Source organism: Microvirga sp. 3-52, from assembly GCF_018383585.1.
Taxonomy (GTDB): Bacteria; Pseudomonadota; Alphaproteobacteria; order Rhizobiales; family Beijerinckiaceae; genus Microvirga.
In genome coordinates this window covers 222,870-245,052 of sequence record NZ_JAHAMK010000002.1, presented here as the reverse complement: position 1 = coordinate 245,052, position 22,183 = coordinate 222,870, and the positions used below count along the sequence as shown (strand labels likewise).

The 22,183-nt window shown below is 64.4% G+C and carries 21 protein-coding genes; 11 read left to right on the top strand and 10 right to left on the bottom strand.

Annotation, left to right across the window (positions count from 1 at the left end):
- The first annotated feature begins 52 nt into the window (after positions 1–52).
- Complete coding sequence (locus tag KHP60_RS03115) at positions 53–1,201, top strand: amidohydrolase (protein ID WP_213562104.1); 1,149 nt, start codon at positions 53–55, stop codon at positions 1,199–1,201.
- A 239-nt stretch (positions 1,202–1,440) separates the two neighbouring features.
- Here KHP60_RS03115 and KHP60_RS25420 read toward each other — a convergent pair whose 3' ends face one another.
- From KHP60_RS25420 to KHP60_RS03105, 3 genes are all read right to left on the bottom strand, one after another.
- Positions 1,441–1,563 carry a hypothetical protein gene (locus KHP60_RS25420; RefSeq protein ID WP_283770669.1) on the bottom strand — a complete coding sequence of 41 codons (123 nt, stop codon included), beginning with the start codon at positions 1,561–1,563 and terminating at the stop codon, positions 1,441–1,443.
- 146 nt (positions 1,564–1,709) lie between these two features.
- Positions 1,710–2,906 carry a mannonate dehydratase gene (gene uxuA, locus KHP60_RS03110; protein WP_213562103.1) on the bottom strand — a complete coding sequence of 399 codons (1,197 nt, stop codon included), beginning with the start codon at positions 2,904–2,906 and terminating at the stop codon, positions 1,710–1,712.
- 68 nt (positions 2,907–2,974) lie between these two features.
- The gene (locus KHP60_RS03105) at positions 2,975–3,703 is read right to left on the bottom strand and encodes a GntR family transcriptional regulator (protein WP_213562102.1); all 729 of its coding nucleotides are present in this window, start codon (positions 3,701–3,703) and stop codon (positions 2,975–2,977) included.
- 122 nt (positions 3,704–3,825) lie between these two features.
- Here KHP60_RS03105 and uxaC point away from each other — a divergent pair, with 122 nt between their 5' ends.
- The 6 genes from uxaC (at position 3,826) to KHP60_RS03075 (ending at position 11,351) form a co-directional block, all read left to right on the top strand.
- Entirely contained in the window at positions 3,826–5,229 is a 1,404-nt protein-coding gene (gene uxaC, locus KHP60_RS03100) for a glucuronate isomerase (RefSeq protein ID WP_213562101.1), read from the top strand.
- A 51-nt stretch (positions 5,230–5,280) separates the two neighbouring features.
- Complete coding sequence (locus KHP60_RS03095) at positions 5,281–6,468, top strand: ABC transporter substrate-binding protein (RefSeq protein WP_213562100.1); 1,188 nt, start codon at positions 5,281–5,283, stop codon at positions 6,466–6,468.
- 253 nt (positions 6,469–6,721) lie between these two features.
- Positions 6,722–7,807: an ABC transporter ATP-binding protein gene (locus KHP60_RS03090; RefSeq protein ID WP_213562099.1), complete on the top strand. Its 1,086-nt coding sequence runs from the start codon at positions 6,722–6,724 to the stop codon at positions 7,805–7,807.
- A complete protein-coding gene (locus KHP60_RS03085; protein WP_213562098.1) occupies positions 7,807–8,718 on the top strand; it encodes an ABC transporter permease in 912 nt (303 codons plus the stop codon). The genes KHP60_RS03090 and KHP60_RS03085 overlap by 1 nt, the downstream gene beginning before the upstream one ends.
- 5 nt (positions 8,719–8,723) lie before the next feature.
- Positions 8,724–9,566: an ABC transporter permease gene (locus tag KHP60_RS03080; protein ID WP_213562097.1), complete on the top strand. Its 843-nt coding sequence runs from the start codon at positions 8,724–8,726 to the stop codon at positions 9,564–9,566.
- Positions 9,567–9,872: 306 nt separating this feature from the next.
- Positions 9,873–11,351: a mannitol dehydrogenase family protein gene (locus KHP60_RS03075; protein ID WP_213562096.1), complete on the top strand. Its 1,479-nt coding sequence runs from the start codon at positions 9,873–9,875 to the stop codon at positions 11,349–11,351.
- 260 nt (positions 11,352–11,611) lie between these two features.
- On the opposite strand, the gene KHP60_RS03070 is transcribed toward KHP60_RS03075, so the two are convergent.
- Both KHP60_RS03070 and KHP60_RS03065 read right to left on the bottom strand, forming a co-directional pair.
- On the bottom strand, positions 11,612–12,034 hold the full coding sequence (locus tag KHP60_RS03070) for an SET domain-containing protein (RefSeq protein ID WP_213562095.1): 423 nt from the start codon (positions 12,032–12,034) through the stop codon (positions 11,612–11,614).
- 305 nt (positions 12,035–12,339) lie between these two features.
- Complete coding sequence (locus KHP60_RS03065) at positions 12,340–12,975, bottom strand: TetR/AcrR family transcriptional regulator (RefSeq protein ID WP_213562094.1); 636 nt, start codon at positions 12,973–12,975, stop codon at positions 12,340–12,342.
- Between the two features lie 148 nt (positions 12,976–13,123).
- Between KHP60_RS03065 and KHP60_RS03060 the strand changes: the two genes are divergently transcribed.
- A complete protein-coding gene (locus tag KHP60_RS03060) occupies positions 13,124–14,491 on the top strand; it encodes a cytochrome P450 (protein WP_213562093.1) in 1,368 nt (455 codons plus the stop codon).
- A gap of 199 nt (positions 14,492–14,690) precedes the next feature.
- On the opposite strand, the gene KHP60_RS03055 is transcribed toward KHP60_RS03060, so the two are convergent.
- The 3 genes from KHP60_RS03055 to KHP60_RS25415 form a co-directional block, all read right to left on the bottom strand.
- Complete coding sequence (locus KHP60_RS03055; RefSeq protein WP_213562092.1) at positions 14,691–15,077, bottom strand: response regulator; 387 nt, start codon at positions 15,075–15,077, stop codon at positions 14,691–14,693.
- A gap of 175 nt (positions 15,078–15,252) precedes the next feature.
- Positions 15,253–16,299, bottom strand: coding sequence for an LLM class flavin-dependent oxidoreductase (locus tag KHP60_RS03050; protein WP_213562091.1), 1,047 nt, complete (start codon positions 16,297–16,299; stop codon positions 15,253–15,255).
- An 84-nt stretch (positions 16,300–16,383) separates the two neighbouring features.
- Entirely contained in the window at positions 16,384–16,512 is a 129-nt protein-coding gene (locus tag KHP60_RS25415) for a hypothetical protein (protein ID WP_283770668.1), read from the bottom strand.
- Positions 16,513–16,728: 216 nt separating this feature from the next.
- Between KHP60_RS25415 and KHP60_RS03045 the strand changes: the two genes are divergently transcribed.
- On the top strand, positions 16,729–17,883 hold the full coding sequence (locus tag KHP60_RS03045; RefSeq protein ID WP_213562090.1) for a putative zinc-binding metallopeptidase: 1,155 nt from the start codon (positions 16,729–16,731) through the stop codon (positions 17,881–17,883).
- 227 nt (positions 17,884–18,110) lie between these two features.
- Positions 18,111–18,698: a cold-shock protein gene (locus tag KHP60_RS03040; protein ID WP_213562089.1), complete on the top strand. Its 588-nt coding sequence runs from the start codon at positions 18,111–18,113 to the stop codon at positions 18,696–18,698.
- A 145-nt stretch (positions 18,699–18,843) separates the two neighbouring features.
- Here KHP60_RS03040 and KHP60_RS03035 read toward each other — a convergent pair whose 3' ends face one another.
- Positions 18,844–19,578: a PhoH family protein gene (locus KHP60_RS03035; protein ID WP_249688454.1), complete on the bottom strand. Its 735-nt coding sequence runs from the start codon at positions 19,576–19,578 to the stop codon at positions 18,844–18,846.
- A 417-nt stretch (positions 19,579–19,995) separates the two neighbouring features.
- On the opposite strand from KHP60_RS03035, the gene KHP60_RS03030 reads away from it, so the two are divergent.
- Entirely contained in the window at positions 19,996–20,931 is a 936-nt protein-coding gene (locus KHP60_RS03030) for a ribokinase (RefSeq protein ID WP_213562088.1), read from the top strand.
- Here the strand turns inward: KHP60_RS03030 and KHP60_RS03025 are convergent.
- Positions 20,922–22,178, bottom strand: a complete 1,257-nt coding sequence (locus KHP60_RS03025; protein WP_213562087.1) for an AGE family epimerase/isomerase — start codon at positions 22,176–22,178, stop codon at positions 20,922–20,924. The two genes, KHP60_RS03030 and KHP60_RS03025, sit on opposite strands and share 10 nt — an antisense overlap.
- Positions 22,179–22,183: the final 5 nt, after the last annotated feature.

Below are 22,183 nucleotides of genomic sequence, written 5' to 3'. Positions count from 1 at the left end.
GCAGCCGCTTGAGCGGTTCTGCTCCCATTAAGCTCCGGTGCGGAGGCGATCCATGGTTCTGAGCAACGAAGACATGGTTGAGCTGGCGGCTTTTCGGCGCAAGCTCCACCGCACTCCTGAACTCTCCAGGGAGGAGGTTCAGACGGCCCGGGACGTTCGCGCGTTCCTGGCTCCTACACGCCCCGACCGAATCATCACCGGTCTCGGCGGCCACGGAATCGCGGCCATCTACGAGGGCAGGGCGCCCGGGCCGACGGTCATGGTCCGGGCGGAACTCGACGGGCTGCCGATCGAGGAAATTTCCGACCTGCCGCATCGCTCCGGCGTTCCGGGCAAGGCGCATCTGTGCGGCCATGACGGGCATATGGCGATTCTGGCCGGCCTGGCGCGTGTTCTCGGACGCCAGCGTCCGCAGCGCGGCCGTGCCATCCTGCTGTTCCAACCGGCCGAGGAGGATGGCTCCGGGGCGGCGGCCGTCGTGGCCGATCCGCGCTTTCGCGAGATCTCGCCGGATTTCGCATTCGCCCTGCATAACCTCCCAGGTCTGCCGCTCGGCCATGTGGCGCTGGCGGAGGGGCCGGTCAATTGCGCGTCCCGGGGCATGCGCATCGTCCTCAACGGCAAGACCGCTCACGCGTCGATGCCGGAGACGGGCGTATCGCCCGTGAACGTCGTGGCCGAGCTGATGCCGGCGCTGACGGCTCTCGGCAGGGGCGGCCCGATGGACGAAGACTTCGCCATGGTGACCGTCACCCACGTGAAGATCGGCGAGCCCGCCTTCGGGGTGGCTCCGGCGCGCGCCGAAATCTGGGCGACCCTGCGTACGTTGACCGATGCCGGGATGGAAGATCTCTGCGTGAGCGCCGAGCATCTGGTCCTCAGCGCCGCGCGGGAGAAGGGACTGAGCGTCGAGATCTCCCATGACGACATTTTCCGGCATTGCGAGAACGCACCGGAAGCCGTCGCCCATCTCCGCCGCGCTCTCGATGAAGAGGGCGTGCCTCATGGCGAAGGCGAATTGCCGCTGCGCGCGTCCGAGGATTTCGGGCGCTTCGGTCAAAGGGCCCCCGCCGCCATGTTCTTCCTGGGAGCCGGAGAGAACCATCCGAGCCTGCATAATCCGGACTACGATTTTCCGGACGACCTGATCGGCATCGGCGCCCGCGTGTTCATGCGGACGTTGCGGAATTTGCTCGGGTAGCCTTGTTGCGCTCCGCCTGGGAATGACACGCTCTCCCGTCATGGCCGGCCTTGTGCCGGCCATCCCGATCCGATGAGGCGCCGCGCTTTTCCGATCGGGATCACCGGGACGAGCCCGGTGATGACGTGGAGGGTACGAGGGCCGGTGAGACTGGGCGGGAACGGTGATGACGCGGTGGGGCAGGACACTGTCCTGGGTCACACCCGTCTTCGTCCCGCACCTGCCTTCGTCATATCCTCTCACGTCATGGCCGGGCTTGACCCGGCCATCCCGATGCGGTGAGGCGCGGCGCTCCACAGGATCGGGATCACCGGCACAAGGCCGGTGATGACGTTGGAGGGGAGTGAGAGGCTGCGGCTCATCCGGCGTCGTGCCGGCCATCCCGACCCGTGAGGCGCGGCGCTTCTCGTTATCGGGCTCACCGGCACAAGGCCGGTGACGACGTGGACGAGGTGACGACGGGGAGGGGCTATCCGGGATGAGCCACGGAATGCCGGGATTACTCCCTCTAAAGCGGCAAGCCGCGCAGTGCCGAGACGGCTTGCATCACGCCGCGCAGTTCGGCGAGGCCTCTCAGGCGGCCGATGATGGGATAACCGGGATGCGTGGGCCTGCCCACGTCATCCAGGAGCTCGTGCCCATGGTCCGGGCGCATGGGAATTCGCCAGTGCTGTTCGCCCGCATCCTTCCGGCGCTTCTGCTCTTCGAGCAGCACCGTGACCAGGGCCACCATGCCCGTATCGCCGCCGAGATGATCCGCTTCCATGAATGAGCCGTCCGGGTCCTTCGCAACATTGCGCAAATGGGCGAACCAGATCCGCTCTGCGAACCGCTTCGCAATGGCCGGAACGTCGTTGACTGGATTGGCCCCAAGGGAACCGCTGCAGAGCGTGAGCCCGTTGCTCGGCGAATCGACGGCGCCGAGGATGAAGGCGATGTCCTCCGCGTTGGACACGATGCGCGGCAGGCCCATGAGCGGGCGCGGCGGATCGTCGGGATGGATGCACATCCGGATCCCGACTTCTTCCGCTGTCGGGATCACCTCCCGCAGGAAGCGGGCGAGATTTTCGCGAAGGGCCGCGGCATCGATATCCCTGTAGCGATCGAGCATCGCGCGCAGGCCCGGAACGTCGTACCTGTCATAGGCGCCCGGCAGGCCTGCCATGATGTTCGACAAAAGTTTGCGCCGGTCGGCTTCCGATGAGCGGAGATGCCAATCCTTCGCGCGTGTCAGAACGTCGGACGAATAGTCCGCTTCTGCGCCGAGGCGCTCCAGCATGAAGCAATCGAAGGCCGCGAATTCATGGACATTGAAGCGCAGCGCCGTCGCGCCGCCGGGAAGCGGGTAGGCCAGCTCTGTCCTTGTCCAATCGACCACGGGCATGAAATTGTAGCAGATCGTCGTGACGCCGCATTGCGCCAAGTTGCGCATCGACTGGCGGTAATTGTCGAAAAGGGACGTCAGGTCGCCTTCGCCGATCTTGATGCGCTCGTGGATCGGCAGGCTCTCGACTACGCTCCAGCGCAATCCGAGCGAGGGATCGGCGGCGATGAGCGCTTTACGCTTCTCGATCTCCTCGACGCTCCAGATCACGCCATAGGGAATCTGATGCAGCGCGGTGACGATGCCCGTCGCGCCGGTTTGGCGGATATGGGAAAGCTGAACGACATCGTCAGGGCCGAACCAGCGCCAGGTCTGTTCCATGATTGCCTCTTAAACGTTAGGCCGAACTCGGGCGTCGGCGGAGGTTCTGAATTCGTCTTTGGCTGAGGTCACGCGCTGAGCACCTCCGGCAGCGCACGGGCCTCAGGCTCGAAGAGGTCCGGATGTTTGGCGGCAAGCTCGGGCAGGGAGCGCAGGATCTCGCTGAGATGCTGATGCATGGCCTTTTCGGCCGCCGCCGGATCGGACGCCTTGATGGCGTCGACGATCATGGCGTGCTGCGCCACGATGAGGTGGCGCGGGGTCGCCTGCTTCACATCGAGATATCGCACCCGGTCCATCTGCGGTTTGACATCCTCGATCATGTGCCAGGCGGCGGGGCGACCGGCCGTTTCCGCCAGGAGGCGGTGAAAGTCCTCGTCGAGGGCCATGAAATCGTCTGAGGATACCGAGCGCTGGGCACGGCGCTGCCGTGCCAGGTTGGCGTTCAGTTCCGTGAGCATCGCGGGAGAAGCCTTGAGGGCAGCCTCCCGCACGACGGCGCATTCGACCGCCTCGCGGATGAAGCGGGCATCCTCGACGGCGGCGCGGGAAATCTTGACCACCTGGGTCCCCCGCTGCGGCAGGACCCGTACGAGACCGGCTTCGCTCAGTTTGATCAGCGCCTCGCGCACGGGAGAGCGGCTGACCCCGAATCGCTGCGCAAGATCCTGTTCGGAGAGCATTTCGCCGGGCGAAATCTTCATGCTGACGATGGCCTGACGAAGCGCGCGCGTGACCTGCCGCGCCATGGGTTCTCGGCTGAGATCGAGCTTCGCAAGGGAAAGTCCATTCGTCATAAGTGGCACACTACCATACTAGTAGACCATTGCAACGGACCTCGGATCGTTTTAAGGTTTGCTCAACGAGATGCTCGGAACCGGCCTGTAAAGGCTCGAGCGAAGGGCCAAGGGAGTACGCGATGCTGATCCACCCGGACCGGCTGTTTCCTGTCGATCCCGCCACTCGCGAGGTGGCGCGCAGACTCTATGGGCAAGTCCGGGACCTGCCCATCGTGTCGCCGCATGGCCACACGGATCCGCGCTGGTATGCGGAGAACGAACCCTTTCCGGATCCGGCGACGCTGTTCGTCATTCCCGACCACTATGTGTTTCGCATGCTCTACAGCCAGGGCGTGCGGCTCGAAGAGCTCGGGATTGCAACGAAGGACGGCAGCCCCGTCGAGAGCGACCCGCGGGCGATCTGGCGTCGTTTCGCGTCGCACTATCATCTCTTCCGCGGCACGCCCACGCGTGCCTGGCTCGATCATACCTTCGCGACCCTGTTCGGCTTCACGGAGCGGCTGTCGGCCGCGAACGCGGACGCCTATTACGACCGGATCGACGAGGCGTTGCGGACGCCGGCGTTCCGCCCGCGCGCGCTCTTCGAGCGCTTCCGGATCGAGGCCATCGCCACGACGGAAAGCCCGCTCGACCCGCTGAAGCATCACGAGACCATCCGGCAATCGGGCTGGAAGGGGCGCGTGGTGACGGCCTATCGTCCGGACCCGGTCATCGATCCCGAATTCGAAGGATTCCGCCAGAACCTCGTGCGATTCGGCGAAATCACCGGCTGCGATACCGCGACCTGGAGCGGCTATCTGGACGCGCATCGGAAGCGGCGCGCCTTCTTCCGCGATTATGGTGCGACCTCCACCGATCACGGCCACCCCACGGCCCGGACTGCCAATCTTTCGCCGACCGATGCCGAGGCCCTGTTCCGCCGCGTCTCGACGGGAGATGCGAATTCCGAGGATGCGGAGCTGTTCCGGGCTCAGATGCTGACGGAAATGGCGGCGATGAGCGTGGAGGACGGCATGGTCATGCAGATCCATCCCGGTTCCTTCCGCAATCACAACGATGCGCTCTATCGCCGCTTCGGTCGGGACATGGGCGCCGACATCCCGCTCCAGACGGATTATGTCCGCGCGTTGAAACCGCTGCTCGACCGGTTCGGCAACGAGCCCGACTTCACGCTCATCGTCTTCACCCTGGACGAGACGAGCTATTCGCGCGAACTGGCGCCGCTGGCGGGCCATTATCCGGCGTTGAAGCTTGGTCCCGCCTGGTGGTTCTTCGATTCGCCCGAAGGCATGCGCCGCTTCCGGGAACTCACCACCGAGACGGCAGGCTTCTACAACACGGTCGGCTTCAACGACGACACGCGGGCCTATCTGTCCATTCCGGCGCGGCACGACGTGGCACGCCGCGTCGACTGCGCCTATCTCGCCAACCTCGTGACGACCCATCGCCTCGAAGAGGATGAGGCGCACGAGTTAGCCTATGATCTCGCCTATCGCCTCGCGAAAGAGGCCTACAAGCTGTGACACGGGACAGGGCCGAAAATGAGCCATGTCGCACAGAACGGGAGGAAGACCATGACGAACCTGATCACCAGGCGGACTTTCGTCGGCGGTGTCGCCGGCGCCGCAGGCGTTGCGGCCCTCGGCGGGCCTAGCTTTGCGCAGGCGACCCTGCCCACGAGCCCGGTTACCCTCAACGTCATCGACGTTGCCGGAAACCTGGCGCTGACGCAGAAGGCCATCGAGAACTACCGCAAGGCGAAGCCCAACGTCGTATCGCGCATCACCTTCACCAAGGCGACCGCGCCGGAACTCGCGGGCAAGATCAAGGCGCAGCAGGATGCCGGCCGCGTCGACATCGACCTCGTGCTCACCGGCACCGATGCGCTCTCCGCCGGCATCGAGCAGAAGCTCTGGGTCGACCTGATCCCGGGCCACGCGAACGCGCTGCCGAAGCTCGACGACATCTACCTTCCGGCCGCGGCCAAGATGCAGGGCCTGGCCAAAGGGCAGGGCGTCGTCGTGACCTACTATCCGTCGGGTCCGCTGCTCGAATACATGCCCGACAAGGTCAAGAACGTGCCGACCACGGCCGAGGAGCTCCTGGCCTACACCAAGGCCAATCCGGGACGCTTCCTCTATGCGCGTCCGGCCAATTCCGGTCCCGGCCGCACCTTCATCATGGGCCTGCCCTACATCCTGGGCGACAGCAATCCGCAGGACCCGGCCAAGGGCTGGGACAAGACCTGGGCCTTCCTGAAGGAGCTGGGGCAGAACGTCGAATATTACCCGTCGGGCACCGGCGCGGTGATGAAGGAGCTCGGCGAAGGCTCCCGCGACATGACCGTGTCGACCACCGGCTGGGACATCAACCCGCGCGTTCTCGGCGTCGTGCCGAAGGAGGCGAAGGTGGCGGCGCTCAAGGGCTTCCACTGGGTGGCGGACGCTCACTACATGTGCGTGCCTCGGGGCCTGTCAAACGAGAAGGTGGCGGTTCTCCTCGACCTCATGAACTTCCTGCTCACCAAGGAGCAGCAGGCCTACACCTATGACGAGGGCTACTTCTATCCGGGGCCTGCCGTGAAAGGCGTGACCCTCGACATGGCACCGCCGGAGAGCCAAGCCGCCATTAAGGAATTCGGCCGTCCCGAATACGAGAAGTGGATCGCCGAGAACCCGATCGAGTTGCCGCTCCAGCCCGAGCAGATGGTCGTCGCCTTCCGCATGTGGGACGAGCAAATCGGCGGCGGCAAGCGCAAGTAAGACCCGCGCAGCTAAGACCAAGAACCGGTCGTGTCTTGGTTTGAATTTCCCTGTCATCCCCGGCGGCTGTGAGGCTGGGATTGACACCCTCTCGACGTCATCACCGGCCTTGTGCCGGTGATCCCGATACGTAAAGCGCAGCGCTTTTCAGCATCGGGATGGCCGGGACGGGCCCGGCCATGACGGGGCGGATGACGGCCTGCGAATGGCAGTGAATACGAACCGAGACACGACCTAAGAACAAGGACCCGCGATGACCATAGCCCTTTCCCAGTTCGACGAAGTCCGGCTCGATCGCGTGAGCCGCGATTTCGGGGCGCTCAACGCTCTGCGCGACGTCTCTCTCACGATCCGGAGGCGCGAGTTCATCGCGCTGCTCGGGCCGTCGGGGTGCGGGAAGTCGACGACGTTGAACTGCATCGCGGGTCTTCTGCCTGTGACCGGCGGAGCGATCTGGCTCGACAAGAGCCGGGTCGACACGCTGCGTCCCGAGGAGCGCGGGTTCGGGATGGTGTTCCAGAACTACGCGCTCTTTCCCCATCTCAACGTGCGCCAGAACATCGGCTTCGGCCTCAAGATGCGGGGCAAGCCCAAGGCGGAGATCGACCGCAAGGTCGATGAGGCCCTGAACCTCGTCCGCCTCGGGGGGCAGGAGAACAAGCTGCCGGGCCAGCTCTCCGGCGGCCAGCAGCAGCGCGTGGCGATCGCCCGCGCCATCGTCATCGAGCCGCCGCTCGTGCTGATGGACGAGCCCCTGTCCAACCTCGATGCCAAGCTGCGTCTCGAGATGCGTGCGGAGATCCGGCGCATCCACAACGAGCTCGGCGCCACGACCATCTACGTGACCCACGACCAGGACGAGGCCCTGTCGCTCGCCGACCGCATCGTGGTGCTGCGCGACGGCGTCGTCCGGCAGGCCGGGACGCCGAAGGAGCTTTACGAAGCTCCGGCCCATCTCGACGTGGCCGACTTCATGGGCTTCCGCAACAAGCTGCAAGGGAAGGTGGTCGGAAGCGACGGCAGCCGTGTCGTTCTCGACGTGGAAGGCGCGCGGATCAGCGGCGTCGCCCGCGAAAGCCTGTCCACCGGCGCCGCAGCCTACGCGGCCGTCCGTCCGGACGACCTCATGGTCGGCGAGGCGGGACAGAACGCCATTGCCGCGACGGTCGATACCATCGAGTATCGCGGCCGCGAATTCGTCGGCACCGCCCATTCGCGCGGCGGACTCGATTTCGTGTTCCGGTCCCATCAGTCGGTGGAGCCCGGATCCCCGGTGCACCTGCGGGCGGACGACCAGCGCGTCCTCGTCTTCGCGGAGCCGATCCAGGGGAGGCAGTGATGGACGCTCTCGCGCCCGCAGCCCCGGTCGAGCACGGTCCCAGCCTGCGCCAGCGTCTGGCCGCCCGGGGCTTCGATGCGGTCACCCTGCTCGTCATCCCGGCGGCGATCTTCAGCCTGCTGCTCTTCGTCTATCCCTTCGCCTTCGGCTTCGTCCTCTCCTTCGAGCCGAAAGCCGGCGGCGACTGGCTGGCCAACTACAGGCGCTTTTTCTCCGATCCGTTTCTCTACGACACGATCGCCAACACGCTCCGGCTCGCGATTCCCGTCACGCTCCTCAACCTGCTGCTCGCGGTGCCGATCGCGTTCCGCGTGCGCCTCATGCGGCGCCAGCGCCTTCTGACCACGATCCTCGTCCTGCCGATCACGCTCGGCACGGTCCTCGTGGCCGAAGGCCTGTTGAACTATCTCGGCCCTCAGGGCTGGTTCAACCGCACCCTCATCACCTTCGGGCTGATCTCGCAGCCCCTGAAGCTCGTTCACAATTACTGGGGTGTCTTCGCCTCGCTGGTGATCACGGGCTTCCCGTTCACCTTCCTGCTGACCCTGTCCTACGTGACGGGCATCGATCCGGCGCTCGAGCAGGCGGCGGCGACGCTGGGTGCCAGCGCATGGCAGCGCTTCCGCCATGTCTATCTGCCGCTGCTGATGCCGGGTTTCGCCATCACCTTCTGCCTGTCCTTCGTGCAGGCCTTCTCGGTGTTCCCCTCGGCGGTGCTGCTGGGCGAACCCGCAGGCGTCACCCGCGTCATCTCGATCGCCGCGGCAACGGCGGCCTTCGAGGAATACGACTACTCCATGGCCTCGGCGATCGCGATGATCATGGGCTTCGTCCAGCTCGGCATCGTGCTGGCGGTGCTCGCATCCCGCGGCCTGTTCTACCGTGGTCCTGCTTCCGGCGCGAAAGGGTAAAGCCGATGATCCGCGACACGACACTCGGCTCCAAGCTCTGGGCGGCGGCCATCTGGTTCCTGGTCGGCTTCTTCGTCATCAACCTGTTCGCCATGATCGCCACCGTGGTGACGAGCTCGTTTGCCACCCGCTGGCTCGGCACATGGCTGCCGGTGGCTTTCACCACGCGCTGGTATTCCTCCGCCTGGAGCGAGTTCCAGCTCTGGGATATCCTGATGGTCACGTTCCAGGTCATCGCGGCCGTGGTGATCATCTCAGGAACGCTCGGCATCACGGCGGCCTATGCGCTGGCGCGCCGCGATTTTCCGGGCAAGCGGCTTCTCGTCCTGCTCTTCCTTCTGCCGCTGCTCATCCCGCCGATCACCTTCGGCATTCCGCTCGCGACGGTGCTCTATCAGACCGGCCTCGCGGGAACGTTCTGGGGCGTGGTGGCGGCCAATCTCGTGCCGACCGTTCCCTTCGTGATCCTCGTCATGATCCCGTTCATCGAGCAGATCGACCCGAAGATCGAGGCGGCCGCGCGGGTGTTCGGCGCCAGTACCTTCAAGCTCTTCATCCATGTGCTCCTGCCGCTGCTCCTGCCCGGCATGCTCGCGGCTTTGCTGCTGGTGCTCGTGCGCACCATCGCCATGTTCGAGCTGACCTTCCTGGTGGCGGGGCCGACCAGCACGACACTCGTCGTCGCACTCTATTATGCGGTCTTCGCCGCAGGCGTGCGCGCCGTGCAGTCCATTGATGCCATGGCGGTGATCTACATGGTGACCACCCTGGTCTGGCTCATCATCGCGCTGCGCTTCGTCAACCCGACGCAGATCGTCACCCGGGCGAAGCAGCAGCCGGCGCATTGATGAGGCGGCCTCGTAAAGCAGGACTAGCCCTCCTCCCCCTTGTGGGGAGGAGTTGGAGGTGGGGGTGTTGGCGCCACGCTGGTCCAGTTCANCCCGGGCGAAGCAGCAGCCGGCGCATTGATGAGGCGGCCTCGTAAAGCAGGACTAGCCCTCCTCCCCCTTGTGGGGAGGAGTTGGAGGTGGGGGTGTTGGCGCCACGCTGGTCCAGTTCAGCGCCGTCACCCCCACCCCTAGCCCCTCCCCACAAGGGGGAGGGAAATGCGCATGAGTTATAGGACGAATTGTGAGCCAGGCTTTGAGGACATGATGCCAGATCGCTTGACTGAAGACTCCCTTGCCGAATTGCCGGAAGGCATTCGCCGCCCGGCCTACGACCGGAGGGCGGTCAGGACGGGAATCGTGCATCTCGGCGTCGGAGCCTTTCACCGGGCCCATCAGGCCGTCTACACCGACGACGTGCTCGGAGAGGATCCCCGATGGGGCATCGTGGCGGCAAGCCTGCGCAGCCCCGATACCTTCGACGCCCTCCAGCCGCAGGACGGCCTCTACACCCTGTCGGTGCGTTCGCAGGACGGTGAAACGCTTCGGGTCGTCGGATCGATCGGCCGGGTCATCGTCGCCCCGCGCGCGACGGACGATCTGCTCGAGGTCATGGCCGATCCGGGGACGCGGATCGTCACGCTGACGGTGACGGAGAAGGGCTATTGCCACGACCCGGCGACCGGCGCCCTCAACGAGGCTCATCCGGACATCGTGCACGATCTCGCGTACCTGAGAACGCCGCGATCCGCTCCGGGCTTCATCGTCGAGGCGCTGCGCCGCCGGCGCCTGGCGGGCATTCCGCCCTTCACGGTGCTGACCTGCGACAACCTTCCGTCCAACGGGCGCACGGTGAAGCGCGTTCTCACCCGCTTCGCCGAACTGGTCGATCCGGAACTCGGCCGGTTCGTGGCCGACGAGGTGTCCTGCCCGTCGACCATGGTCGACCGGATCGTTCCGGCGACAAGCGATCAGGATCGGGAGCGGATCGGCGACGCCCTGGGCGTCACGGATGCCTGGCCCGTCGTCACCGAGCCCTTCACCCAGTGGGTGATCGAGGATCGCTTTCCGCAGGGCCGACCGGCGTGGGAGAATGCGGGCGCGGAGTTCGTCGCCGACGTCGAGCCCTATGAGCACATGAAGCTCAGGCTGCTCAACGGGAGCCACTCGACCCTGGCCTATCTCGGCTATCTCTCCGGCTATGAGACCGTTGCCGACACCATGGCCGATCCGGCCTTCGTGCGGCTGATCGAAGGGCTCATGAATGATGAGGTCACCCCGACCCTCCACATGCCGCCCGGAGCGGATCTCGCGTCCTACAAGAGAGCGCTTGTCGAGCGCTTCAGGAACCCGGCCCTGAAGCACCGGACCTGGCAGATCGCCATGGACGGCTCGCAGAAGCTGCCTCAGCGCCTGTTGGGAACGGTCCGCGACCGACCGCAGAGCGGCGCATCCATCGCGCGCCTGTCCCTCGGGGTGGCGGCCTGGATGCGCTATGTGACGGGCATCGACGAGAGGGGCGCGCCCATCGACGTGCGCGATCCCATGGCGGCACGGTTGCGGGAGATAGCCGACGGGGCAGGGGCCTCGGCCGAGACACTTGCAAATGCGTTGTTCGCCGTGCGTGAAATTTTTGGCGACGACCTACCTGGCGATCCGCGGTTTACGGGATCGGTCACGGCAGCCCTGGCGCGACTTTACGAGCGCGGTGCCAAGCGGACCGTTGCGGAGTTCGAGGCGGATTAGCGTGCCGACACCCGCCTTCGCCCTGCACCCTCCTTGGTCCCACCCTCTCACGTCATGGCCGGGCTTGACCCGGCCATCCCGATGATGAGAGGCGCTGCGCTTCAATCAACCGGGATCACCGGCACAAGGCCGGTGATGACGTGGAGGGTATGGACAGGTGCGGTGTCATTCCCGGCCGGAACGTCGGCGGAGGGGAAATCATCAGTTTAGAACGTGAGCATCGATCCAAGGATGCGTGTTCGGGATCGTTCTTCCAATCCTCAAACCGCCGCCTGCTTCGCGCGCTTGCGCTCGCAGGACTGGCATCTGCAGCCCATCGGCTTGATGAAGGTCTCGAAGTAGTTCTTGCCGTAATTGTAGGTGATCTCGTCGCCAGGCTTGATGCGCTTGATCGCTTTGATCCGAATTTTGCCCTTGTGCACGGTCGCTTGCGCATTCGGCCGGCAGCCGTGGTTGATGTAGCGCGCGGTGTTCCATCGCGGCGAGCCGTCGATGGTCCAGCGGCTGCTGATCTCGAACAGGTAGCGCGTGTTGCGCCGGCGCTCGACTTCCTCGCTCGTGATCTTCGGCCCGACATATTCGATGATGAAGGCGCCCTTTTCGATCACATCGGTGGCGAACAGGCCGAGGCCGGTTTGGGACCGCCCGATACGAAAGGGACCTTCCGGTCTTTTGGTTTTCATGTGGGCAGAAGCTCCAGGAGAATCGAATGCTCAATAGCCATAAACGCGGAGCGATGAAATTGGATCGTCGCCCGCTCTTCTCCAGATCCTGCTGAAAATTTTTGCATGGTTGCCGAGTGGATGGATTCGCTTCACCTGGGCGACGTGTCGTTTCGAGGATGGAAGCCGCCGCATCCACCCACGTCATGGCCGGGCTTGACCCGGCCATCCCACTTCTGTAAAGCGCCGCGCCTCACCGATGGGGATCACCGGCACAAGGCTGGTGATGACGTGGACTTCTAAACGGGTGAACGGGCTGTCTCCGATCAGCCGTCGAGCCAGTGCCGAGCGGGTTCGGACAGATGTGGCTGGAACAGGCTCGCGACCTGCTTGAGGCCCCATTCGAGATGGGACTTTTTGAGGGCGCGCACGCCTTCCTGCACATCGAGATAGACGACCCAGTAGGTCGACACGATCCACACGTTGTGCAGCAGGGGATCGAGGGCCTCGTCCGACACCTCCATCAGCCCCGCCGCCCGCATATGCTCGATGAGCTGCCGGACCGGAGTTCTGATGCGGTCGCTGATCGTTCTGATGCGGCGGCGCAGCTCGGGCGCCGCGGCGATGAGCCCCATGAAGTCCCGGTACAGGAACCGGTAGGCCCAGACGATCTCGAACCATTCGGTCAGGAAGGCCACATAGGCGGACGGATCGGCGCCTGCGGCCTGGTCGCGATTGAGCAGATCGTCGATCGCCGCCTCGAAGCGGTCGAAGATCGCCAGGATCAAGGCCTGCTTGGTCTTGAAGTAATAGTAGAGATTGCCCTCGTTGATCCCGGCGGCTTCAGCGATCTGCGCCGTCGTGACCCGATCGGGGCCGCGCTCGTTGAAGAGGCCCAGGGACACGGCGATCAGATGGTCGCGCGTGCTGACCGCTTTCCGGCGGCGCTTGGCTTTGGGCATCCGTCCCTGCTCGGTCAACGGTGGTCCTCTATGTCGCACTTGGAGATATAAGGTGGACACCTTAAATGGCAAGTCGTCTAAGGTGAGTACCTTATAACCCGGCGCCGCGGCGCCGGGTTCGAGTATAGTCCATTTGAGAGGGACCTTCATGAGCATCGACGCCCTTCCCATGATCTCGGAGCAATGCCCGGGCGTGACGGTGAGCCGACGCTCCCCGTTCTCGGTCCTTCCCGCCCTGGTGCGCGATCCGCTGCAGGCCCTGCCGCCGGAGATCTATCATCAGCCCGTCGTGTATTCTCAGGTGGCCGGACGCCGACGCATTCTGCTCGCCGATCCGGTCCTGATCTATGAGGCTTTGGTGCGCAATGCCGACGCCTTGAACAAGGGGGAGGACGTCCGGAGAGCCCTGGGTCCGGCGCTCGGCCAGGGTCTGCTGACGGCCGACGGCGCCCATTGGCGCTGGCAGCGCCAATCCGTGGCCCCGGCATTCCGGCATGAGAAGCTCATGGGATTGCTGCCGGCGATGATCGCCGCCGCAGAGAAGACCAGGGATCGCTGGCTCGAATCCGGCTCCGCCATCGGCATCGGCCACGAGATGATGCGCACGACCTTCGACATCATCGTCGAAACCATGATGTCGGGACCGGGCGGTATCGACGTGGCGCGGGTGGAGAGAGGCATCACGGATTATCTCAAGCCGACCGGTTGGGTCTTCGCCCTCAGCATCCTGGATGCTCCCGATTGGCTGCCGTATCCGGGCCGCAGCCGGGCGCGGGCCGCGGCGATCTATCTCCGTTCCGCCATCACCCGCATGATCGCGGAGCGTCGTCGAAAGCCGGACGGGCGCGAGGACCTCGTGGCCCTGCTCCTGGCCGCTTCCGATCCCGAGAGCGGCCGAACGATGACCGACGAGGAAATCGCCGACAATCTCCTGACCTTCGTGACGGCCGGACACGAGACCACGGCTCTCGGCCTCGCCTGGACGTTTCTCCTGCTGGCGCGCCATCCGGAGCACGAGGCGAGGGTTCTTGCCGAGATCGACGAGGTGACGGCGGGCGAACCCGTTCGCCCCGAGCACATCGCCCGGCTCGCCTACACGCGGCAGACGTTCTCCGAAGCGATGCGGCTCTATCCTCCCGCGCCCATCATCACCCGGACGGCCACGCGCGCCTTTCCGCTCGGCGGGTTCATGGTGCCGCAAGGCGCGGTCCTCATCGTTCCGATCCATGCGGTTCATCATCATGCGACGCTCTGGGACGATCCCGGGCGCTTCGATCCCGAGCGCTTCGCGCCCGAGCAGGCGAAGGGGCGCCATCGCTATGCCTACATGCCATTCGGAGCAGGCCCCCGCATCTGCATCGGCGGCGCCTTCGCGACCATGGAGGCGGTCGCCATTATGGCGGTGCTGCTGCAGGCCGTCAGGCTTCGCCAGTCGGGCGACATGCCTGCACCCATGATGAAGGTGACGCTGCGGCCGAAGAAAGAGGCGGAGATGCTGGTCGAGCGGCGTGCGTGAAGCGCCGGGCGCCAATCGCGATGCGCTTCCGTGGCTCGTCCGAGGCTCGATCTCTCAGGCGACGCATCCTTCGGCGCGGACCGGATGTCCGCGCCGGCGAACGGCCGGGTTCACCGTTCCGCACGATGCGCGGAGATTTGGAGGACGGGTCGCTCGGGGGTGACGAGGGAGCATCGCCCTCATCCAGGTGCGGGGCTCTTCAGGCCATCTCGGTCGCGTCGGACGTTCCCGCCAGAGTGCGGCGCAGGGTATCGGCGAAGTCGTCGTACGAGAAGGGCTTCGACAAGGTCGAGCAGTCGCGAAACCGCTCGGGAAGCGAACGGAAATCGTAACCCGTCGAGAAGATGAACGGAATCCCGCGGAAACGCAGGACATCGGCGACGGGAAAGACCACCGATCCGTCCACATTGATGTCGAGAATCCCGATATCGATATCGGCCTGGAGCGCGAGAGTCAGGGCATGGTCCAGACGCGCCGCGGGGCCCACGATCTCGCAGCCGAAATCGAGAACCATGTCCTCGATCAGCATCGAGATCATCGCCTCGTCCTCGACGATCAGGACCCGCTTTCGGCAACTCTCGAGCATAGCCCCTCCAAGCCGGATTGCATCTGAAAAGCGCCTTGCGACGTCATTAAACGAATCAGTTGCAACAACTGTAATCGATGGTTCGGTACGCCATCACTATCTTAGGTTATTATGACTTGAGACTGCATGGTAATACCGGCACCCAGCCAAAGTAAAGATCTCGGCTGCACCCTGATTATACAGGCATCCGGCGTGCAATTTCTGCGCGTATGACTGGCGCAACCCTGGTTCCCAGAAGCTCGATGGAGCGCATGATCTGCGCGTGCGGCATGGTGCCGACGCTGAATTGCGCCAGATACCGGTCGTGGCGGAAGAGCTCGTACTGAAACAGGATCTTGTCGATGACTTCCTGCGGGTCGCCCACAGCAAGGGCTCCGCGCGGCGCCCGCATCGCCTCGAACTGCGGGCGGGTCGTGGGAGGCCATCCGCGCTCACGGCCAAGCTGGGTCATCACCCGGGCATAGGCGGGAAAGAATTCATCGGCGGCCTGCTGCGAGGTGTCCGCGACATAGGCATGGGTGTTGATGCCGACCTTGAGGCGCGCCGGATCGTGCCCGGCCCGGCTCCCCGCCTCACGATAAAGTGAAACGAGCGGGGCGAAGCGCTCGGGCTGTCCGCCGATGATGCCGAGAGCCAGAGGGAGGCCGAGCGCGCCCGCACGCATGGCCGATTGCGGCGTTCCGCCGACGGCGATCCAGACCGGCAATGGCTCCTGGACGGGACGGGGATAGACCGGCTGATCGTTCAGAGGTGCCCGATGCCGCCCGGCCCATGTTACCCGTTCCCCGTCCCTGATCTTCAGGAGCAGGTCGAGCTTCTCGGCGAAGAGGGTATCGTAATCGTCGAGATCGTAGCCGAACAGAGGGAAGGACTCGATGAACGAGCCGCGCCCCGCCATGATCTCGGCGCGCCCGCCCGACAGAAGGTCGAGGGTCGCGAAGCTCTGGAACACCCGGACCGGATCGTCGGAGCTCAGCACGGTCACGGCGCTCGACAGCCGGATCCTCGTCGTGCGCTCGGCCGCGGCGGCCAGCACCACGGCCGGGGCCGAGACGACATAGTCGGGCCGGTGATGTTCGCCGAGGCCGAACACGTCCAGGCCGACCTGATCCGCCAGCTCGACCTCCTCGATGAGGTCGCGCAGGCGCTGCGCCGGGGAGAGCCGCCGCCCGGTGGCAGCGTCTTCCGTCAGCTCACCAAATGTATAGACACCAAGTTCCATTGATCTTCCACTCGATTGCCGCGAACGGGAACCGCTATATCAGCCGCCGTGCGGGAATGCATCGAGGGCCGGGAAGCCGCGGAATCAAGGCCGGAGCAGCTTTTGCATGAGGGCATCAGCCGCGCCGCTGGTCAGCCCCCAGGCCACGGGCCTGTCGCTGAGATACACGGTGAATGTGCCGTCCTGCGTCGCCTGTTTGGCAACATGTACCATGAGTTATCCACCTGATGCGGAGCCGGGGCCACGGGCCCATCGTGCGCTCATGATGAAATGGGAGGCGCTTTGCAGAAAGACTAAATTTTGAGCAGCGGCCTAGGGACGACGGGGCGCGGACCCGCGAACCAACCGGTTCATGGACCGTTGCCGTGATGGTGCAGCCAAGCCGGGCTGGCACGGGCCAACCGAGCGGGCGAACAGCAGGGGCGATCCATGAAGCTTTTCGAATGCCAGGCCTGCGGCCAGCCGCTCTACTTCGAGAACAGCCACTGCGAAAGCTGCGGTCGGCGGCTCGGCTGCGTGCCGTCGCTGCAAGAGGTCAGCGCGCTGGACCCAGCGGAGGATGGACGCTGGAAGGCGTTGGCCCTTCCGGAGGGACGCTTCCGTTTCTGCGCCAATGCCGAGCACGATGCGTGCAACTGGCTCATACCTGCCGAGGAAGACAATCCCTATTGCCGGGCCTGCCGCCACAATCGGACGGTGCCGGACCTCTCGATCGCGCAGAATCTCAACCGGTGGCGCAGCCTCGAGACTGCCAAGCGGCGCCTATTCTATACCTTGCTGAAGCTCGAGCTTCCGCTGGCGACACGTGCGGAGGAACCGCAGGGGTTAGCCTTCGACTTTCTGGCCGATCCTGCGGAGAATTCTCCCGGCGGCCCCTCCATTCTGACCGGACACGACAACGGCATGATCACCATCAACATCGCCGAGGCGGACGATGCCGAGCGGGAGCGGCGGCGGCACAGTATGGGGGAGCCGTACCGGACACTCCTCGGTCACTTCCGCCACGAGATCGGTCACTATTTCTGGAACGTCTTGGTCCGCGACGATCCGAGCCTGGAGCGCTTCCGCCAGATATTCGGGGACGAACGGCAGGATTACGGGGATGCCCTGCAGGCTCATTATGCCAGCGGGCCGAAGGAGAACTGGCAGGAGGAATTCGTCAGCGCCTATGCCGCCTCGCACCCTTGGGAAGACTTCGCTGAAACCTGGGCCCATTATCTCCACATCGTCGACACCCTGGAGACGGCCAGCGCCTTCGGCATGAAGGTGCGTCCCAGGATCAGCAGGGGACCGGAGCTGGCGGCGGAAATCGATTTCGATCCGCACCAGGAGGCTGATCTGAATCGCCTGATCACAGGCTGGCTTCCCCTGACCTTCGCCGTCAATTCCCTGAACCGCAGCATGGGGCAGCCGGATCTTTATCCTTTCGTGCTTGCCCCCGCCGTGATCGCCAAACTGGCCTTCATTCATGAGCGCATCCATGCCTGGAGCGGGCGCCGGCAGGGGGAGGCTGAGGGTCATCACGTCCTGAAAGCCGTGATTGGGGGACTGAATTCTCGCATCGGCGCCCCACAATCCGCATGACTTGCCCTTTTGGGACCTTGCGTGAATTGATCAGGTATGAGTAGTAATCTTCTTGCCCTCAGCGGTTGAGGGCGTTACGCCTATAGCGTTTACGAAACTTGAGACTTTAGAAGGCAGTCCTGATGGGCCGGGGAAATGATCACCGTGATCGCCGACGTCAATTTGGCGGTCAACCCGAAGATCACTGGGGCGATTTCGCTCCGCCAGCATCTTACGAACAACGGCCCATGCGGCAGCAGACATCCTATGGCTCTCCCGCCTCTGGACCCGATACTGAAGCACGGGTGAAATGGTTCAATCCTGAGAAGGGCTTCGGCTTCGTCGAAATGACCGACGGATCCGGCGAGGCCTTCCTGCACGTCCGGCAGGTCGAGGCGGCGGGCCATTCCGCGCTCGAATCCGGTACGACCCTGGTCATCAAGGTCGGCGCAGGCCAGAAGGGCCCGCAGGTCCAGGAAATCGTCAGCGTCGACACCAGCACGGCCGAACCCGAGCCGCCGCGTGGCGCTCGTGCTCCGCGGCCGATGCGTTCTGGCGGTCCCGGGCAGTCCGGTGGCGGGTTTGGTCGTCCGAGCGGCGGCCCGAGCCCTCGTCCGGTCAGCGGCCCACCGGAGGTGCCAGCCACCGTCAAGTGGTTCGACTCCGTGAAAGGCTACGGCTTCGTGTCCGTCGAGGGTGAGAGCAAGGATCTGTTCCTGCACATCTCCGTCGTGGAGCGCGCAGGCCTTGGTCAGCTCGAGCAGGGCCAGGCGGTCCGGGTGGCCATCGTCGAGGGTCGCAAGGGTCCGGAAGTCGGCGCCATCGAGCTCGCCTGAGACATCAGTCTTTACCATGAATCAAGCCGGGTTCCCTGCCGCACGGAGTGCGAATGGGCGGACCCGGTTTTTTCGCGTCAGGCGACGCCTATCGAGAGACAGGAAATCGACCCCAAGGTAAACGACACCTCGGGGCCGACGATTTTCAGCAATGGACCTCTTCGAAGGCCCGCACCCACATTTCGCAGACACCGGACCGCACAATCTCATTGAGGGTGAACTCGATGATCGGAACGGGGAGCATCTGCGACTTGATCAGGTGGATGACCGTTCGCAGCCCCGAAGTTTCGCGCAGGTCACACTGGCTCACGTCCCCGTTGATCACCACCGTGCAATCCTCGCCGATACGGGTGAGGAAGGTTTTCATTTCGGCCGGGGTGGCATTCTGCGCTTCGTCCAGGAGGATGAAGGCGTCGCGCCAGGATCGCCCGCGCATCACCTCGAAGGGCACCATCTCGATATCGCCGTTCTTGACCGCGATTTCGTAAGCCGCCGTACCGATCCGTTCCTTGACGGCCTCAATGACCGGTGCGGCCCAGGGGCCGAACTTCTCCTCGAGACTGCCTGGGAAGAAGCCGAGGGAACGGCCGCTCGGAACGTTGGGCCGGGTGAGAATGATCTTGCGGATGCGGCGCTGGCGGAACAGATCCGCCGCGTAGGTCGCTGCGATCCAGGTCTTGCCCGTGCCGGCGGGGCCCAGGACCACGACCTGGGCACTGTTCTTCAAAGCGTCGAGATAATCATCCTGCGTTGCATTGAGCGGCTTGATGGGAGGGAGGCTGCGCTCGGCCTGGAACTTGGATCCGGTGAGGTCGAAAACCTCCGCTGTTTCAAGGGAGCGGCGGGTCTTGCGTCTCTGCTTCTCATGATGCTTGCTCAATGACCAACTCCGGTTTTTGAAACTGCGCACAGAGACCTATCCAGGCGCCGCGCAGAGGCGTCTGGGGGAACTTGCAAGAAACGGGGGGATGCGAGAGCGAGTCGTTGCGGGCGGTGGATTTCCGCGATCCAGAAGGTGAGGATCAGCCTGCCTGCCCATCAAAGCCTATTCTTCTATCTGCCAGTGGCAAACTATCTTTGATTCTGATGACAGTTTACCGCTGCTACGCCTACCTGCGAGTCAAATGTTGAGGCAGCCTGCTTGGTTCCAGGGCATAATCCCTCTGTAGTGGAGAGGGGAGAAATAGCTGTGGATGGCTCTAATGGCGTGTCGCCGAGAGCGGGATCGCACTGCAGGCCCTCGCCAATCGTGGTCGGCGAATGGTAAGGAGGGCGCCTCAAAAAAGGGCAGCCCGGCATGATCGTCATCTTCGGTTCCATCAACATGGACCTCGTTGCGAGGGTGCAGCGAATCGCCCGTCCGGGCGAGACCGTCCTGTCGCGTCGGGCCGACAGCTTCTTTGGCGGCAAGGGATCCAACCAAGCCGTCGCAGCCGCTCGGGTCAGCCACGGCGGACGCATGCGGGTCGCCATGGCCGGGGCTGTCGGCAACGACCCCTTCGGAATGGCCTGCCTCAAGAACCTTGAAGAGAACGGGATCGATGTCAGCGCAATCCGGGTAACCGACGAGCCCACCGGCTGCGCCTTCATCACCGTCGACGAGGCAGGCGAGAATGCCATCACGGTCGCCAGCGGAGCGAATATGGCGCTGCGCTCGGCCGATCTCCCCGATAGCCTCCTGTCAAAGGCCGCCGTTCTGGTGCTTCAGATGGAGGTCCCGATTGCGGAGAACCTGGAGGTCGCCGCGCGGGCACGCCGGGCCGGCGTCAAGGTCGTGTGGAATTTCGCGCCGGTGCCGCCCATAAAGGAGCGTTCCGCCATGGCCGAACTCCTGGCCGTGACCGATGTTCTTGTCGTCAATGAGCATGAGGCACTCGCCGTTGCCGATATCGCAGGTACGCCTGCCGGCGAGGACTATCTCAAGGCGGGTTCGGCGATTTCCAGCTCGTTCGGTTCCATCTGCATAGTGACGGCAGGATCGCGTGGCGCCTATGCCATCGCGCCGGATGGCACTCAGGCCCACGCGACGGCGCGTCCGATCGTGCCGGTCGACACCACAGGCGCAGGCGACACTTTCGTCGGCGTCCTTGCCAACGGGATCGCCGAGGGGCTGGAGGTCGGGCGGGCCATGGAGCGGGCCTGTGCTGCGGCATCCCTGTCCTGCCTCACGGCGGGCGCCCAAGCCGGTATGCCCAAGAGGCAGGTCCTGGACCAGCACCTCTCTCAGGCCTGAGCGCTGCTCTCCGGGATGACCTTGGTCAAGCTGCCGACTGCGGGAAAGAGCGGGATCAGGCAGGCCTGCAGGGCATGGTAAAGATCGGGCTTGCCGGTGAACAGGGTCGTGCCCGGCTTGAGGTCTTCGGTCAACTCCGGCCGCCATCCGCCATTCCGATGGTCGATCAGATACCTATCCGCAAAGCCCCAGAGGGTCCGGTACCATTGCTCGTGGTAATCGCTCGGGGTGTGATCGCCCAGGAACGCCGCAGCGCCGATGGCTTCGGCACAGGGCCACCACAGTTTGTGGGGCAGCCTCGGCTTGTCGTCCCAATCGAGAGCGTAGAAGAAGCCGCCCTTATCCTTGTCCCATCCAAGCTCGATGGATTGGCGGAAGAGTTCTTTGGCGGCTTCCGGCATCCAGGCATGGCGCTTGCCGCCGAGGGCCCAGAGCTGAAGCACGAGGCGCGCCCATTCGAGCCAGTGGCCCGGCGTAGTCCCGTAAGGACGAAAGACGTCGTAGCCGCGATACTCCTTGTCCAGGCTCCAATCGGCATGGAAGTGCTCGGCCACGCGGTAGCCGAGAGCGGCGGCGTGACGTCCGATGATCAGGCTGGCGATCCGCTCCGCCTTGTCGAGATAGGCCCTGTCGTCCGTGGCCTCGAAGGCTGCCATGAGCGATTCCGTCAGGTGCATGTTGGAGTTCTGGCCGCGATACTGGCTCAACGGCTGCCAGTCGCGCGAGAACTCCTCCGTCACGGCCCCGTGCTGCTCCTCCCAGAAGCGCTCCTCCAGAACCTGCGTTATGTCCTGGATCAGGCGGTCCGCGAGAGGATGCCCCACCACCTTCGCGCTGGAGGCGGCGAGCAGCACGAAGGCATGCCCATAGGCCTGCTTGGTGTCGTCCTTCGGTCCATTGTTGTCCAGCGACCAGACATAGCCGCCGTTCTGAGCGTCCCGATGGGCATTCCAGAGATAGGTCATGCCATGATCGACGATAGCATCGCATCCGGGCCGGCCGAGTAGGGTCCCGATGGCGAAGCAATGCACCATGCGGGTGGTATTGTGGATCTGCCGGACCGCATTCGTGAGTTCGATGGGTTGTCCGGCATCATCGAGGTCGAAGAAGCCGCCGGCCGGATTGATGATGCCGTTCTGGAAGAATTCGAAGAGGCTGTTCGCCTGCTCCAGCAGCCATTGCCGATGAAAGCGATTTGCGCGCCAGCTCGGGCCGAGAGGAGGAAGAACGGGAAGGGACGTTGTCATGATCA

Bases quoted from the DNA above. Each gene is read 5' to 3' on its own strand.
- KHP60_RS03115 (WP_213562104.1), top strand. From the start codon at position 53: ATGGTTCTGAGCAACGAAGACATGGTTGAGCTGGCGGCTTTTCGGCGC.
- KHP60_RS25420 (WP_283770669.1), bottom strand. From the start codon at position 1,563: ATGAGCCGCAGCCTCTCACTCCCCTCCAACGTCATCACCGGCCTTGTG.
- uxuA (WP_213562103.1), bottom strand. From the start codon at position 2,906: ATGGAACAGACCTGGCGCTGGTTCGGCCCTGACGATGTCGTTCAGCTT.
- KHP60_RS03105 (WP_213562102.1), bottom strand. From the start codon at position 3,703: ATGACGAATGGACTTTCCCTTGCGAAGCTCGATCTCAGCCGAGAACCC.
- uxaC (WP_213562101.1), top strand. From the start codon at position 3,826: ATGCTGATCCACCCGGACCGGCTGTTTCCTGTCGATCCCGCCACTCGC.
- KHP60_RS03095 (WP_213562100.1), top strand. From the start codon at position 5,281: ATGACGAACCTGATCACCAGGCGGACTTTCGTCGGCGGTGTCGCCGGC.
- KHP60_RS03090 (WP_213562099.1), top strand. From the start codon at position 6,722: ATGACCATAGCCCTTTCCCAGTTCGACGAAGTCCGGCTCGATCGCGTG.
- KHP60_RS03085 (WP_213562098.1), top strand. From the start codon at position 7,807: ATGGACGCTCTCGCGCCCGCAGCCCCGGTCGAGCACGGTCCCAGCCTG.
- KHP60_RS03080 (WP_213562097.1), top strand. From the start codon at position 8,724: ATGATCCGCGACACGACACTCGGCTCCAAGCTCTGGGCGGCGGCCATC.
- KHP60_RS03075 (WP_213562096.1), top strand. From the start codon at position 9,873: ATGCCAGATCGCTTGACTGAAGACTCCCTTGCCGAATTGCCGGAAGGC.
- KHP60_RS03070 (WP_213562095.1), bottom strand. From the start codon at position 12,034: ATGAAAACCAAAAGACCGGAAGGTCCCTTTCGTATCGGGCGGTCCCAA.
- KHP60_RS03065 (WP_213562094.1), bottom strand. From the start codon at position 12,975: ATGCCCAAAGCCAAGCGCCGCCGGAAAGCGGTCAGCACGCGCGACCAT.
- KHP60_RS03060 (WP_213562093.1), top strand. From the start codon at position 13,124: ATGAGCATCGACGCCCTTCCCATGATCTCGGAGCAATGCCCGGGCGTG.
- KHP60_RS03055 (WP_213562092.1), bottom strand. From the start codon at position 15,077: ATGCTCGAGAGTTGCCGAAAGCGGGTCCTGATCGTCGAGGACGAGGCG.
- KHP60_RS03050 (WP_213562091.1), bottom strand. From the start codon at position 16,299: ATGGAACTTGGTGTCTATACATTTGGTGAGCTGACGGAAGACGCTGCC.
- KHP60_RS25415 (WP_283770668.1), bottom strand. From the start codon at position 16,512: ATGGTACATGTTGCCAAACAGGCGACGCAGGACGGCACATTCACCGTG.
- KHP60_RS03045 (WP_213562090.1), top strand. From the start codon at position 16,729: ATGAAGCTTTTCGAATGCCAGGCCTGCGGCCAGCCGCTCTACTTCGAG.
- KHP60_RS03040 (WP_213562089.1), top strand. From the start codon at position 18,111: ATGCGGCAGCAGACATCCTATGGCTCTCCCGCCTCTGGACCCGATACT.
- KHP60_RS03030 (WP_213562088.1), top strand. From the start codon at position 19,996: ATGATCGTCATCTTCGGTTCCATCAACATGGACCTCGTTGCGAGGGTG.
- KHP60_RS03025 (WP_213562087.1), bottom strand. From the start codon at position 22,178: ATGACAACGTCCCTTCCCGTTCTTCCTCCTCTCGGCCCGAGCTGGCGC.